This is a genomic window from Acinetobacter sp. YH12116 (assembly GCF_013418895.1).
Lineage (GTDB): Bacteria > Pseudomonadota > Gammaproteobacteria > Pseudomonadales > Moraxellaceae > Acinetobacter > Acinetobacter indicus.
Genome location: NZ_VPBE01000004.1, coordinates 130,989 through 144,742 on the forward strand (window position 1 = coordinate 130,989; position 13,754 = coordinate 144,742).

A 13,754-nucleotide genomic window follows, 5' to 3' on the forward strand; every position below is an offset into this window, starting at 1 on the left:
GTAAAGTTCCCTTTGCAGGATTTTTCTTTTGGATTTACAGCACAACGTTGAGGTCATTCATGGCAAAACCAGAATATTATTATGGCGTTCATTCGGTAGAGTCATTGTTAGAACTTGAACCGGAGCGCGTATTAACCCTGTTTACCCTCAAAGGTCGTGATGACCAGCGTTTACAGCGTATTCTGGAACTGGCAGAGCCGTTTGGCATTAGCGTACAAAAAGCCAGCCGTGACAGCCTGGAAAAACTGGCCGGTTTGCCATTTCATCAGGGCGTGGTGGCCGCGGTGCGTCCACATCCAACCTTAAATGAAAAAGATTTGGAACAGTTGCTACAACAATCACAGCAGCCATTATTACTGGCTCTGGATCAGGTCACCGATCCGCATAATCTGGGTGCCTGTATCCGTACGGCAGCAGCCATGGGTGTAGAAGCGGTGATTGTACCGCGTGACCGTTCAGCCAGCCTGACCCCAACGGCGCGTAAAGTGGCTGCTGGTGGCGCCGAGAAAGTTAAATTTATTCAGGTTACCAATCTGGCCCGTACTTTGGGGCAAATCAAAGAGCAGTTTAATGTGCGCGTGGTCGGCACCATGCTGGATGAAAAAGCCTTGCCGATCCAGAAGTTTGACTTCACCGGTACGGCGGTGTGTGTGGTGATGGGAGCCGAAGATACCGGTTTGCGCCCAATCACCCAGTCGCAGTGTGATCAAACCGTGTATATCCCGATGATGGGCAATCTACAAAGTCTGAATGTTAGTGTGGCCACCGGCATGGCGCTGTATGAAGCCTGCCGTCAGCGTCAACCGGCTTAAGCGCTCTTTCCATCTTAATGATCAACGCGCGCCAGCAAGGCTATCTGTTACTGGCCATCACCATGTGTATTTGGGGTGGCTTTACCCTGAGTACCCGTTTAAGTGCCCTGTGGGGCATTAGTGCTTGGGATCTGGTGGCCTTGCGTTTTATGCTGGCCTTTTGCCTGCTGATGCCGGTTTTGCTGTATCGCAAAGATACGGCATTTTTATGGACCCGACAGTCCTTTATCCTGGCGATGATTGGCGGTGTCGGTTACTGCCTGACGGCTTATAGTGCATTTCATTTTGTGCCAGCGGCGCATGCGGCGATTTTCTTGAATGGCTGTATTCCCTTATGTACTGCACTGGCGGCCTGGTTGCTGTTTCGACAGCCCTTTGACCGGCATACCTGGATCAGCGTATTGATCATGCTGCTGGCGATTGCCGCCATGAGTCTGCTGATGTATCAGGAAACCGGTGTCGCTTTCGGTTTTGGCGATCTGCTGTTTTTCCTGAGTGCCTTGTGGTGGGGCGTCTTTACGGTGCTGTTGCGGCAATGGAAGCTGTCGGCCTGGCATTCTATGGCCAGTGTAGCCATCTGGTCAGCTTTGGTGTATGTACCTATTTATTGGCTATTTTTTCCGAAAAACCTGAGTGGTCCTGAACCACTGCATTTAATTGGTCAGACCCTGTTTCATGGAATTTTTGTGGTGATTATTGCCACGCTCAGCTATGTCGAAGCGATTAAGCGTTTAGGTGCTTTTAAGGCTGGCAGTATTGTGACCTTGGCACCGTTTATTGCCGCTATTCTGGCGGTGCCGCTACTGAATGAGCCTTTGAGTCTGGCGATTGTTTGTGGTCTGCTTGGTATGGGCATTGGGGCATTACAGCCTTGGCGCTGGTGGGGCCGGAAAGACAGCTTAAGCCAGCAAATCGAACGACAAAACAAGCCGTCTTAAACCGACTGCTGCTGTTGCGCCAAAGTCAGATAGTGTTGATGTAAGGGTTGAAGCTGGGCATAGAGATGCTCCAGATGACCATCATTCAGCACAATATCATCTGCCCGCTGGCGTTTGTCTGCGCGTGACATCTGTACCTGAATAATCTTGCGAATTTGTTCGATACTTTGTCCATCGCGTTGTGAGGCGCGTTGAATCTGCAGTTCTTCAGAGGCATCAATTAACAGGTTGCGCTGGGTCAGTTCATGCTGGTTGCTTTCAAATAACAGTGGAGACACCAGCACCACATAGGCACTGCGGGCTGCCTGTAACTGCTGGATGATCGACTGGCGAATGGCCGGATGGGTAATCGCTTCCAGGGTTTTGCGTGCTGCCGGTTCTTTAAAAATATGCTCGCGTAAGGCACGGCGGTTGAGCTCGCCATTGAGCAGGACCCAGTCGCCAAAGGCCTGATGAATCTGGGTCAGGGCCGGCTGGCCTGGCTCAACCACTTCACGTGCCACCACATCTGCATCGACCACCACAATGCCTTGGGTTTCAAACCAGTGACTTGCTGCCGATTTACCGCTGCCAATGCCGCCAGTTAAACCCAAAACAAATGTCATCCTGTTGTCCTTATTGACCTAAATAAAGCTTCATGATTGCATCACCCCACAAAAAGGCGATCCAGCCGGCAATGGCAATATAAGGGCCAAAGGCAAAAGGCTGGTTCTCTTTGCGGATTTTCAGCAAAATAATGCCAATGATTGCACCAACCAGAGAAGATAGCAACACAATCAGCGGCAGCATCAGCGGGCCCATCCAGGCACCTAAGGCGGCCAGCAATTTAAAATCGCCATAGCCCATACCTTCTTTGCCAGTCACCAGCTTAAACAGGTAATACACCACCCACAGACATAAAAAGCCAATGATATATCCCCAAATGGCAGAGCTAGCGGAGGTGTACAGGGCATAGCTGTTCACCCCCAAGCCGAGTGCAGCCAGGGGGAGGGTATAGCGGTCAGGCAGCAGCTGGGTGTCAAAATCAATAAAGGTCAGGGCAATTAACACATAGGTCAACACCAGGCCAAACAGCATTTGCAGGGTCGGGCCAAAAACCACGACTACGGTTAAGGCACACACTGCGGTCAGCAGTTCAATAAAAGGATAACGAATACTGATCGGGTTTTGGCACTGGCCACATTTGCCACGTAGAAGCAGCCAGCTGATCAGCGGGATATTCTGATACCAGCGAATCGGGCTGTGGCATTTCGGACAGGTCGAGGCTGGCTGACTGAGGCTGATTTTGCTTTCATCAATGATGGCCTGTTCAGGATGCAGCAGCATTTGACAGTCATTGCGCCATTCCTGTTCCATCATTTTTGGCGTGCGGTAAATCACCACATTCAGAAAACTGCCAATACATAAACTAAAAATCCCAACTACGAAATACAGCGCAGTTGGGTGTTGAATCAGATAATGAATGAATTCTTGCATTAAACCACAGAGCCCATTTGGAAGATTGGGAGATACATCGCGACCACCAGACCGCCGACCAGAATCCCGAGAACGGCCATAATCAGTGGTTCCATCATCGAGGTTAAGCCATCGACGGCGTTATCAACTTCGTTTTCGTAGTGAGTAGCGACTTTATCCAGCATCGCATCCAGCGCACCGGATTCTTCACCAATCGCAACCATCTGCACGGCCATGGATGGGAATTTATCCGTGACCCGCATGGCAAACTGCAACTGCTGACCGGTGGCGACATCTTCACGGATTTTCATTACTGCTTCTTCATAAACCACGTTGTTGGTGGCGCCGGCAGTGGATTCCAGTGCATCAATTAAGGGAACACCGGCAGCAAAGGTGGTGGCCAGGGTACGACTATAACGCGCGATAATCGCCTTATACACCAGATCACCAAAAATTGGTGCTCTCAGGGCGGCTTTGTCCAGCAGGTCACGGAATTTCTTGCTGCGTTTCTTGGCTTCCAGAAAAGCTGCAATCGCAAAGCCGACCACAATAATCAGCACAAACCAGTATTTCTGGGTCCACTGCGACATATTCACCACCATTTTGGTGAAGGCTGGTAAGTCGGCACCAAAAGAGCTGAAGAGTTCTTCAAACACCGGCACCACTTTGACCATCAGGATAATGGTGACAATCACCGCCACCACAATCACCGTTGCCGGGTATTTCATGGCTTTCTTGATTTTTTGTTTGAGTAATTCGCTCTTTTCTTTATAGATCGCTACCCGGTCCAGCATAGTTTCTAGAGCACCCGACTGTTCACCCGATTCAACCAGCGAGCAAAACAGATTATCGAAATGTTGCGGATATTTACGCAGTGCACCAGCAAAGGTATTGCCCCCTTCGACTTCGCCTTTAATCCCCAATACCACTTCACGCATGGCCGGGTTTTCCAGACCTTCAGCCACAATTTCAAAGCTTTGCACCAGCGGTACACCGGCTTTCATCATGGTCGCCAGCTGGCGGGTAAAAATCGTGATGTCCAGGGTCGAGACTTTTTTCTTCATCAAGCCTTCAAGAATATTTTTCTTCTTCTGGCGGATGGTTTTGATGGTGATCCCTTGCTTGCGCAACGTGACCTTGGCCAGCGCCATATTACGTGCTGGCAGTTCCCCTTTAAGTTTTGCCCCTTTGCGGTCAATCCCTTCATAAATAAAGGTGGGCATCATCTGTGCTTTTTTGACAGCCATGCGTGTTTATCCTTATTTTAAATGCTTCATCTATTCGCTGGTCACACGATTCACTTCCTGTAAAGAAGTGACCCCCTGCATGACCTTGATTAATCCTGAACGGCGTAAATTGTTAAATCCGGATTTTGCCGAGGCTGCTGCAATCTGCAAGGCATTGCCATCTTCCATAATAATGCGTGAGATTTCCGGGGTGACTTTCATCACTTCATAGACCCCGACACGGCCTTTATAACCTTCACGACATTCCGGGCAGCCAACCGGCTGATACAGCTGGAACTCTGGCTGGTTTAAATCTTCTTCGGTAAAACCGAGTTCCAAGAGGCTCTGGCGTGGAATCTCCACCGGGGCCTTGCATTTCTGGCAGAGACGACGTGCCAGACGCTGGGCAATCACCAGGTTCACCGAGGTGGCGATGTTAAATGAGGGGACGCCCATGTTGCGTAAACGGGTCAGAGTTTCGGGTGCACTGTTGGTGTGCAGCGTCGACATGACCATGTGACCGGTTTGTGCGGCTTTAATGGCAATTTCTGCAGTTTCCAGATCACGGATCTCACCGACCATGACAATATCCGGATCCTGACGCAGGAATGATTTTAGTGCTGCGGCAAAGGTCAGACCCACTTTCGGGTTGACGTTGACCTGATTGATGCCTTCCAGGTTAATTTCCACCGGATCTTCGGCGGTAGAAATATTGGTGTCTTCGCGGTTGAGAATGTTTAAGCCGGTATATAAAGATACGGTTTTACCGGAACCGGTCGGGCCGGTGATCAGCAACATGCCTTGTGGTTTGTCCAGCGCCTCCATAAACAGCTCTTTTTGCTCCGGTTCATAACCAAGTGCATCAATCCCCAGCATGGCGCTAGATGGATCGAGGATACGCAGTACGATTTTTTCTCCAAACAGGGTCGGCAATGAGTTGACACGGAAGTCGATGGCTTTGTTTTTTGACAGCTTGAGCTTGATCCGGCCATCCTGCGGAATACGTTTTTCCGAGATGTCCATTTGTGACATAACTTTTAAACGTGAGGCGAGGCGTGTGGCCAGCTGTAACGGAGGATTGGCAATCTGGCGCAGTACGCCGTCAATCCGGTAACGGACCCGGTAGCTTTTTTCATAAGGCTCGAAGTGTAAATCCGAGGCACCCATACGGATTGCATCGACCAGTAACTTGTTAATATATTTGACGATTGGGGCTTCATCGCCTTGTGGCTCATCGTTATCTTCTTGTGTTTCGGGAGCGTTGTCGCCAACTTCTAGATCAAAGTCTTCATCAAAGTCAAAGGTGCTGTCTTCGGTAAAGTTCTGTTCAATCAGCCGTTCCAGCTTGTCATGCTCAACAATCACCACTTCAATATTCAGCTTGCTGTTAAAGCGGATCGCATCAATGGCTTCGATATTGGTTGGGTTACTGGTAGCAATATAAAGCTGATTGTGACGTCGGAAAATGGGCAGAATTCGGTATTTGGTGAACAGTTTTTCATCTAGACCTTCACGTACAATCAGACGCGAATCGTACACCGCCAAGTCAAAAATCGGTTCACCAAATTCATAGGAAATTTTTTCAGCAATGGTCAGCGGTGAAATCTGCAACTGCTGAATTAAATACGGCACAATATCGGTCTCGGCTTTTTTCGCCGCGACAATGGCTTGCTGCATATTTTCAGCCGTCACAAGCCCTTCTTCGACCAGTCGCCGAATAAAACCTGTAAATCTAGGCATTGCTTGTTGTACTGACATTCCCCAACGTCCTTAAAAAAAATCAAAAAAGTTTGTTTATAATTGGTATCACAAAATTATACTTTTGTTGCATAAAAATACCATATCTGAAAATGATGTCACCACCTAAGTATCCCCTAAAAGCATGAACCAGTCGCAATTAATCGGCAAAGATTTTTTGTTAAGCCGGTGTTCAGATGGGCTTATTTAGACTGTAGATCTAAAAATGCTGCAACAAATTGTTCTGCCCTGAACCGATTTACGTGTAGAATGTGCGCGATTGAAACATAGGTATTTGAATAGGTATTGTATGTCGGGTTCGGCGATTACGCCTTGGGTGATTGGCAATTGGAAAATGAACCCAGTGCAAGCAGAAGCGCAACAGCTGGTTTCAGAATTTAAAACATTATTAGAACAGCAGGCCATTGATGCCGCACACTGTCATTTAGGGGTTGCGCCAGTTGCAATCGCATTGGGCAGTGTTCAGGAACAGCTGAAAACTGCGGTACGTCCGGTGTATACCGTGGCACAAGATGTTTCACGTATTGCTGGTTTAGGTGCTTATACTGGTGAGGTGAGTGCCGAGCTATTAAAAGACAGCCAGATTGACTTTGTACTGGTCGGTCATTCAGAACGCCGTGAAATTTTTGCTGAAAATGTGCAAATTCTAAATGCAAAAATTCAAAATGCACTGGCAGCCGGTCTGACCGTAATTTACTGTGTCGGTGAAAGCCTGCAGCAGCGTGAAAGTGGCCAGGCCGAGCAGGTGGTGTTACAGCAGATTTGTGACATTGCAGCAGTGGTTGAGGCAGAGCAGTGGCAGAATATTGTAATTGCCTATGAGCCAATCTGGGCGATTGGTACCGGTAAAACCGCTTCGCCTGAAGATGCACAGGCCATGCATGCCAAAATTCGTGAAGGTCTGACCCAGCTGACCAGCTATGGTCCGCAAATGGCTATTCTGTACGGTGGTAGTGTTAAGCCGGAAAATGCAGTAGAGTTAGCAGCCTGCCCAGATATTAATGGCGCGCTGGTCGGCGGTGCTTCTTTAAATGCGGCATCGTTCCATCAAATTGCGCAGGCCTTTGCCAATACACAATAATTAGGAGTTCAGCATGCAAACTTTTGTGCTGGTAGTACATATTATTTTAGCCGTCTTGATGATTGTGCTGATTCTAGTTCAGCACGGCAAAGGGGCAGATGCTGGTGCTTCTTTTGGTGGCGGCGGTGCGGCGACCGTATTTGGTGCCTCTGGTTCGGGTAATTTTATGACCCGTTTGACTGGAATTTTAACGGCTTTGTTCTTTATCACCAGTCTGACCCTGGCGGTATTTGCCAAACAGCAAACCACCGATGCCTACAGTTTAAAATCAATTCCGGCGACCACAACCGCGCCGGCAACATTGCCTGATTCTTCACCAACTACACCTCAAACTGGCGAATAATTGCAATTAGGCCTTTATTTTTCGCGGTGATGCGACTAGAATGCGTCACAGCTGCGGTGGTGGTGGAATTGGTAGACACGCTACCTTGAGGTGGTAGTGCTTTCGGGCGTGGGGGTTCAAGTCCCCCCTTCCGCACCAAACTTATAATCCAGAACATAAGTTTGGTGTATGCAGCAAAACTTCTGTTGATGCGGGATGGAGCAGTCTGGTAGCTCGTCGGGCTCATAACCCGAAGGTCGTTGGTTCAAATCCAGCTCCCGCTACCAATCAATCCTTTTTAAAGATGCAAACTTTAAAAGGCGGCTTAAGTTTCTTGAGCTGAGAAGAGTTATTTGTACGCTGATGCGGGATGGAGCAGTCTGGTAGCTCGTCGGGCTCATAACCCGAAGGTCGTTGGTTCAAATCCAGCTCCCGCTACCATTTTTAATGGTTGAGTAATATATTTCATGTTGGTTGAATCTGACGCTTGTTACTCATTCTTCAGCGATAAATAACGCCATATACAGGACATACGATTTTCATTGAAAATTGCGCATATTTTGTATATAATTTTTGCACGTTGATGCGGGATGGAGCAGTCTGGTAGCTCGTCGGGCTCATAACCCGAAGGTCGTTGGTTCAAATCCAGCTCCCGCTACCAAGTTTCTTAAGAGGCTCACAACAAGGTGGGCCTTTTTGCACAGTGGACATTGGTTTTTCTGTGTAATAATAGGGGCGATTTACGCCCTTTTTTATTGGCTATCGTGTAGTGTCGATATGAGCCGGATACGGCATAAACTCAAGTGTCATGTTTCACTACTACTATAGCTTGAATGAGACTGTAGTGGTCAGATCAGGCCATTGAATCGCACCCATATGACGAGAGTAAATGAAGCTATCAAATAAAACCCAGGCACTCCAGGACTTGATTGCACCCGCAGTTGCAGCCTGTGATGTAGATTTGTGGGGAATTGAATTCCTGCCACAAGGTAAACGCTCACTATTGCGTATTTATATCGACAAAGCGGTTGATGAAAATGCCGCACCGGTCCTGAATGAAGACGGTGAACTCGAGCAGGGTCGTGGTGTAGGCGTACAGGATTGTGTGCGCGTGACTCAGCAAGTGGGCGCCATTTTGGACGTTCATGATCCGATCTCAGGTGAATATGCACTCGAAGTGTCTTCCCCAGGTTGGGATCGTCCGTTTTTCCAGCTGGAACAGCTTCCTGCCTATATTGGCCAGACCATTGCCTTGCGTTTGATTAGCGCGGTAGAAAACCGTCGTAAATTCCAGGCGAAACTGGTGGCAGTTGACCTTGAAAATGAAACCATTCAGGTTGAAGTTGAAAAACAGCAAGTGCTGGAAATTGACAGCCACAATATCGATAAGGCCAATCTGGTTTATCAAGATTAATTCAATAAATAAGAATCTAAAATAGGTGACTTATGGCACGCGAAATTCTTACCGTCGTTGAAACGGTTAGTAACGAAAAAGGTGTAAGTCGTGAAGCAATCTTTGAGGCGCTAGAGCAGGCTCTTGTTGCTGCGACGAAAAAGAAATTTTACGAAGGCACAAATGCGGAAGAAGCACGTTTACGTGTAGAAATCGACCGTAAAACAGGTGACTACCGTACTTTCCGTCAATGGGAAGTGGTGGCGGATGAAGATCATGAAATGCCAGCATGTCAGGATGCGATTTCTGATGTCGATCCGGCGCAGTGGTCAATTGGTGACATTCGCGAACTTGAAGTGGAATCAATTGATTTCGGTCGTATTGCGGCGCAAATTGCCAAACAGGTAATTGTTCAGAAAATTCGTGAAGCAGAACGTGCACTCGTTGCCGATGCTTATGAAGCCAAAGTGGGCGAGCTGATTTACGGTGAAGTGAAAAAGCAGACCAAAGATGGCTTTATCATTGATTTAGGTGACAATGCCGAAGCGTATCTGGCACGTGAAGAAATGATTCCAAAGGAAATTCTGCGTCCAAAACAGCGCGTGAATGCCATTTTATTTAACGTCAACCGTGAAGGTCGTGGTGCGCAATTACTATTGTCACGTGCGAAACCTGAAATGCTGATGGCGTTAATGAAAAAAGAAATTCCTGAAATTTCTGAAGAAATCATTGAAATCAAGGCGGCTGCGCGTCAACCAGGCGTTCGTGCTAAGATTGCAGTGAAAACCAACGATCATCGTATTGATCCGGTTGGTGCATGTATTGGTATGCGTGGTACGCGTATCCAGGCAGTCCAGCAGGAACTTAATGGTGAACGTATTGATGTGGTGGTGTGGTCAGATGATCCGGCACAGTACATTGCCAGCGCTTTAGAGCCGGCTGATGTATCGAGTATCGTGATTGATGAAGATGCACGTACTGCTGACATTATTTTTGCCACCAGTGATCAATTGGCCCGTGCCATTGGTTCACAAGGTCAAAACGTACGTCTGGCATCTGAACTGACCGGTTATAAACTGGACATGATGCTGGAAGAAGAATATTACGCGCGTCAGCAAAATGAAGCGCAGCAATATCTGGATATGTTTGTATCGCGTTTGGACATTGCAGAGGACCTGGCGATGGCACTGGTTGAAATGGGCTTCACTTCACTGGAAGAGATTGCCTATGTACCAGCAGAAACATTTGATGAAATTGAGCTTGATGCCGAGCTGGTTGAATTATTGCAAAGTCGTGCCAAAGAAGTGGCTTTGGCAGATGCGTTAAAACAGCAAGAAAATATTCAGGATCCGAGTGACGAACTTCTGGCAATGGAAGGGATGACACAAGAGATCGCCTATGCGCTTGCTGCTCGTGGTGTAGTGACCGTTGATGACTTGGCAGACCAGGCCACCGACGATATCGCAGATATTGAAGGTCTAGGTGCTGACAAAGCGGGTCAACTCATTATGAAAGCACGCGAATCATGGTTTAACTAGGAGGTAATGTATGACGGACAAGACGATTAAAGAGTTAGCGCTCAGCGTAGGACGTCCAGTTGAGAAACTCCTGGAGCAGGTTCGTGATGCAGGTTTACCGCAACGTAAAGCTGACGACATTATTTCCACTGAACAACAAGATACCCTCGTGACCCACTTGAAAAAAGTACATGGTCAAGATGCGGGTAATGCAGGACAAATCACGTTGAAACGTAAAACTACCAGTACTGCTAAAGTGGCAAGTACGTCAGGTAAGGCGAAAACAATTAATGTAGAAGTGCGCAAGAAGCATACATTTGTCAAGCCAGACCCTGAGCAAATCAAAGCAGAAGCTTTGGCCAAAGCACAGGCTGAAGCAGAAGCCAAAGCAGCTGAACAGCAAGCCCGTGAACCGGCGAAGCCAAAAGCTGCGCCAGAAGCTGCCAGCAAAGGCGAATCTAAAGCCAAACAGGCCTTAGAAGCAATGCGTGCTGCTGCGAAACAGGAAACCGCCAAACAGGAAACTTCTAAAGCCGCTGTGGTGGTGAAGCGTAAATCAACCAACAAGCCAGTGGTGAAAGCCCAGGTTAAAGTGGTTGAAACGCCTGAGCAAAAACGCGCCCGTGAAGAACAGGCAGCACAGTTGAAAGCGACTGAAGAAGCTGCACGTCGTAAGGCAGCTGAAGAAGCGCAGCAACGTACCCTTGAGCAAATGCGTAAAATGGCATCGAAGTATTCATCTGATGATGCTGCACCGACCATTCGCGTAATTGATGATTCACCATTGGCCGCAGGTCTGGTGGGTCAGGCGTATGAAGATTCATTTGCCAAAGAAGACCGTGAAATCAAACGTGGTGGCGGAACCAAAGATACCCGTGGCCAGAAGAAAGGCGGCCGTCGTGGTGAAGAACAGTCATTCCGTGACAACTCGCATAAACGTGGTTTAAAAACCAGTCAGGCCAACAAGCATGGCTTTGAAAAACCGGTGAAAAAACAGGTTTATGATGTAGAAATTGGTGAAACCATTATTGTGGCTGACTTGGCTGCGAAAATGGCAATTAAAGTACGTGAAGTAATCAAGACCCTGATGAAGATGGGTGAGCTGGTCACACAAAACCAGGCCATTGATCAGGATACTGCGGTGCTTGTGGTTGAAGAAATGGGCCACAATCCGGTGCTGGTGTCTGAAACTGCGGCAGAAGACAACCTGCTGGAAGCGGCTGAAGAAGCACGTGGTGAGCAAACTACGCGTCCACCTGTTGTTACCATCATGGGTCACGTTGACCATGGTAAAACCTCGCTTCTTGACCGTATCCGCCGTGCTAAAGTGGCACAAGGCGAAGCCGGTGGTATTACCCAGCATATCGGTGCTTACCATGTGACAACAGACAAAGGTATCATCACCTTCCTAGATACTCCGGGTCACGCCGCGTTTACCGCGATGCGTTCACGTGGTGCCAAAGCGACTGATATCGTGGTGTTGGTGGTTGCAGCAGATGATGGCGTGATGCCACAAACTGCAGAAGCGATTGACCATGCGCGTGCAGCGGGTACGCCAATCATTGTTGCCATCAACAAGATGGACAAAGATTCAGCTGATCCAGACCGCGTACTGAACGAATTAACCACCAAGGAAATCGTGCCTGAAGAATGGGGCGGTGATGTTCCAGTCGCCAAAGTTTCCGCGCATACCGGTGCCGGCATTGACGAATTACTTGACCTGATTTCAATTCAAGCAGAAATGATGGAATTGAAAGCCTCTGAAGAAGGTGCAGCACAAGGTGTGGTGATTGAAGCACGTGTTGATAAAGGCCGTGGTGCAGTGACCTCGATTCTGGTTCAAAACGGTACCCTGAAAGTGGGTGACTTGGTACTTGCCGGTTCATCTTATGGCCGTGTACGTGCCATGACCGATGAAAACGGTAAACGCATCAAGTCTGCTGGTCCATCAATTCCAGTGGAAATTCTGGGTCTGCCAGAAGCGCCAATGGCGGGTGATGAAGTACTGGTGGTCAATGACGAGAAGAAAGCGCGTGAAGTTGCTGATGCGCGTATGGATCGTGAACGTCAGAAACGTCTTGAGCGTCAGTCTGCAATGCGTCTTGAGAACATCATGGCGTCTATGGGCAAGAAAGATGTGCCGATTGTGAATGTGGTACTGAAAACTGACGTACGTGGTACGCTGGAAGCATTACACGTGGCACTGGCCGAGCTTTCAACGGATGAAGTGAAAGTCCGTGTGATTGGTTCAGGTGTCGGTGCGATCACTGAATCTGACGTAACGCTGGCTGAATCTTCAGAAGCGGTACTGCTGGGCTTTAACGTTCGTGCCGACAATACTGCACGTCAAAAAGCCGATGCTGACGGTATCGACATCCGTTACTACTCGATCATCTATCAATTGATTGATGACGTGAAAGATGCGATGAGTGGCAAACTGGCACCAGAACACCGTGAAACGATTCTGGGTGTGGCTGAAGTCCGTGAAGTATTCCACTCAAGCAAGTTCGGTGCAGCAGCAGGCTGTATGGTACTGGAAGGTACTTTACACCGTAACAAGCCGATTCGCGTATTACGTGATGATGTGGTGGTGTTCCAGGGTGAACTTGAATCTCTGCGTCGTTATAAAGACGTGGTGGAAGAAGTCCGTGCCGGTATGGAATGTGGTCTTGCAGTCAAAGGCTATAAAGACATCAAAGTACAAGACAAGATTGAAGTGTACGATGTCCAACTAATTAAACGGAGTCTTTAATGGCGGGTAGTCAGCGTCTTAAGCGAATGGCAGATACGGTACAACGCGAGTTGTCCGACCTGATCCGCCAGGAGCTGAAAGATCCACGTCTGGGTGGTCTGGTGACCATCTCGGCGGTGAAAGTCAGCCCAGATTTAGGCTATGCCGAAGTGTATGTGACCGTAATGGGTCGTGAACTTGGCGATGAGCAAAGTGAAGCGGCAAACAAGGAAACCCTGGATGTGCTTAACAAAGCCTCCGGTTTCCTGCGCCATGAGCTGAGCCGTCGGATCAAGACCCGGATTACGCCGCGTTTGCGTTTCCATTACGACAAAACCAATGCCTACGGTAACTATATGTTTGGTCTGATTGCAGAAGCAGTAAAAGATTTACCAGCTGCCGATGCAAAAAAAGATGAAGAATAAGTAGGCCAGCAGGTCTATGCAAAAAAGCCACCTTCGGGTGGCTTTTTTTATGTCATCCGGAATTGCTTAACTTGCTTATCTTTCAGCAGAAACAAG

12 protein-coding genes and 4 tRNA genes are annotated in these 13,754 nt (G+C 48.4%); 12 read left to right on the top strand and 4 right to left on the bottom strand.

Features of this window, described 5'->3' with window-relative positions:
• Nucleotides 1-59: 59 nt before the first annotated feature.
• Together rlmB and FTU54_RS04585 are read left to right on the top strand one after the other, a co-directional pair.
• Complete coding sequence (rlmB, locus tag FTU54_RS04580; RefSeq protein ID WP_075167607.1) at nucleotides 60-812, top strand: 23S rRNA (guanosine(2251)-2'-O)-methyltransferase RlmB; 753 nt, start codon at nucleotides 60-62, stop codon at nucleotides 810-812.
• Between the two features lie 17 nt (nucleotides 813-829).
• A complete protein-coding gene (locus FTU54_RS04585; protein WP_016659657.1) occupies nucleotides 830-1,750 on the top strand; it encodes a DMT family transporter in 921 nt (306 codons plus the stop codon).
• Here FTU54_RS04585 and coaE read toward each other — a convergent pair.
• Genes coaE through pilB form a run of 4 tightly spaced genes read right to left on the bottom strand, consistent with a single transcriptional unit; the run spans nucleotide 1,747 to nucleotide 6,189 of the window.
• Nucleotides 1,747-2,355 carry a dephospho-CoA kinase gene (gene coaE, locus FTU54_RS04590; RefSeq protein WP_005181773.1) on the bottom strand — a complete coding sequence of 203 codons (609 nt, stop codon included), beginning with the start codon at nucleotides 2,353-2,355 and terminating at the stop codon, nucleotides 1,747-1,749. The genes FTU54_RS04585 and coaE overlap by 4 nt on opposite strands.
• 10 nt (nucleotides 2,356-2,365) lie before the next feature.
• Nucleotides 2,366-3,226: an A24 family peptidase gene (locus FTU54_RS04595; RefSeq protein WP_168383615.1), complete on the bottom strand. Its 861-nt coding sequence runs from the start codon at nucleotides 3,224-3,226 to the stop codon at nucleotides 2,366-2,368.
• Entirely contained in the window at nucleotides 3,226-4,452 is a 1,227-nt protein-coding gene (locus FTU54_RS04600; protein ID WP_127801106.1) for a type II secretion system F family protein, read from the bottom strand. Before FTU54_RS04600 ends, FTU54_RS04595 begins: the two co-directional genes overlap by 1 nt.
• Before the next feature lie 30 nt (nucleotides 4,453-4,482).
• Nucleotides 4,483-6,189 (bottom strand): type IV-A pilus assembly ATPase PilB, encoded by a 1,707-nt coding sequence (gene pilB, locus FTU54_RS04605; protein WP_016659655.1) that lies wholly within the window; start codon nucleotides 6,187-6,189, stop codon nucleotides 4,483-4,485.
• 289 nt (nucleotides 6,190-6,478) lie between these two features.
• Here pilB and tpiA point away from each other — a divergent pair, with 289 nt between their 5' ends.
• The 10 genes from tpiA to FTU54_RS04655 all read left to right on the top strand — a co-directional run bounded on the left by tpiA (nucleotide 6,479) and on the right by FTU54_RS04655 (nucleotide 13,658).
• Complete coding sequence (gene tpiA, locus FTU54_RS04610) at nucleotides 6,479-7,270, top strand: triose-phosphate isomerase (RefSeq protein WP_180046139.1); 792 nt, start codon at nucleotides 6,479-6,481, stop codon at nucleotides 7,268-7,270.
• A 13-nt stretch (nucleotides 7,271-7,283) separates the two neighbouring features.
• Entirely contained in the window at nucleotides 7,284-7,613 is a 330-nt protein-coding gene (gene secG / locus FTU54_RS04615) for a preprotein translocase subunit SecG (RefSeq protein ID WP_005181783.1), read from the top strand.
• Between the two features lie 53 nt (nucleotides 7,614-7,666).
• A tRNA-Leu gene (locus tag FTU54_RS04620) sits at nucleotides 7,667-7,751 on the top strand.
• Between the two features lie 51 nt (nucleotides 7,752-7,802).
• A tRNA-Met gene (locus FTU54_RS04625) sits at nucleotides 7,803-7,879 on the top strand.
• A 77-nt stretch (nucleotides 7,880-7,956) separates the two neighbouring features.
• Nucleotides 7,957-8,033, top strand: a tRNA-Met gene (locus tag FTU54_RS04630).
• A 143-nt stretch (nucleotides 8,034-8,176) separates the two neighbouring features.
• Nucleotides 8,177-8,253, top strand: a tRNA-Met gene (locus FTU54_RS04635).
• Nucleotides 8,254-8,481: 228 nt separating this feature from the next.
• Complete coding sequence (gene rimP / locus FTU54_RS04640) at nucleotides 8,482-9,006, top strand: ribosome maturation factor RimP (protein ID WP_005181784.1); 525 nt, start codon at nucleotides 8,482-8,484, stop codon at nucleotides 9,004-9,006.
• A 32-nt stretch (nucleotides 9,007-9,038) separates the two neighbouring features.
• Nucleotides 9,039-10,523 carry a transcription termination factor NusA gene (nusA, locus tag FTU54_RS04645; RefSeq protein WP_005181786.1) on the top strand — a complete coding sequence of 495 codons (1,485 nt, stop codon included), beginning with the start codon at nucleotides 9,039-9,041 and terminating at the stop codon, nucleotides 10,521-10,523.
• A gap of 10 nt (nucleotides 10,524-10,533) precedes the next feature.
• Complete coding sequence (gene infB, locus FTU54_RS04650; protein WP_005181788.1) at nucleotides 10,534-13,254, top strand: translation initiation factor IF-2; 2,721 nt, start codon at nucleotides 10,534-10,536, stop codon at nucleotides 13,252-13,254.
• On the top strand, nucleotides 13,254-13,658 hold the full coding sequence (locus FTU54_RS04655) for a ribosome-binding factor A (protein ID WP_005181793.1): 405 nt from the start codon (nucleotides 13,254-13,256) through the stop codon (nucleotides 13,656-13,658). Before infB ends, FTU54_RS04655 begins: the two co-directional genes overlap by 1 nt.
• The last annotated feature ends 96 nt before the right edge of the window (nucleotides 13,659-13,754 follow it).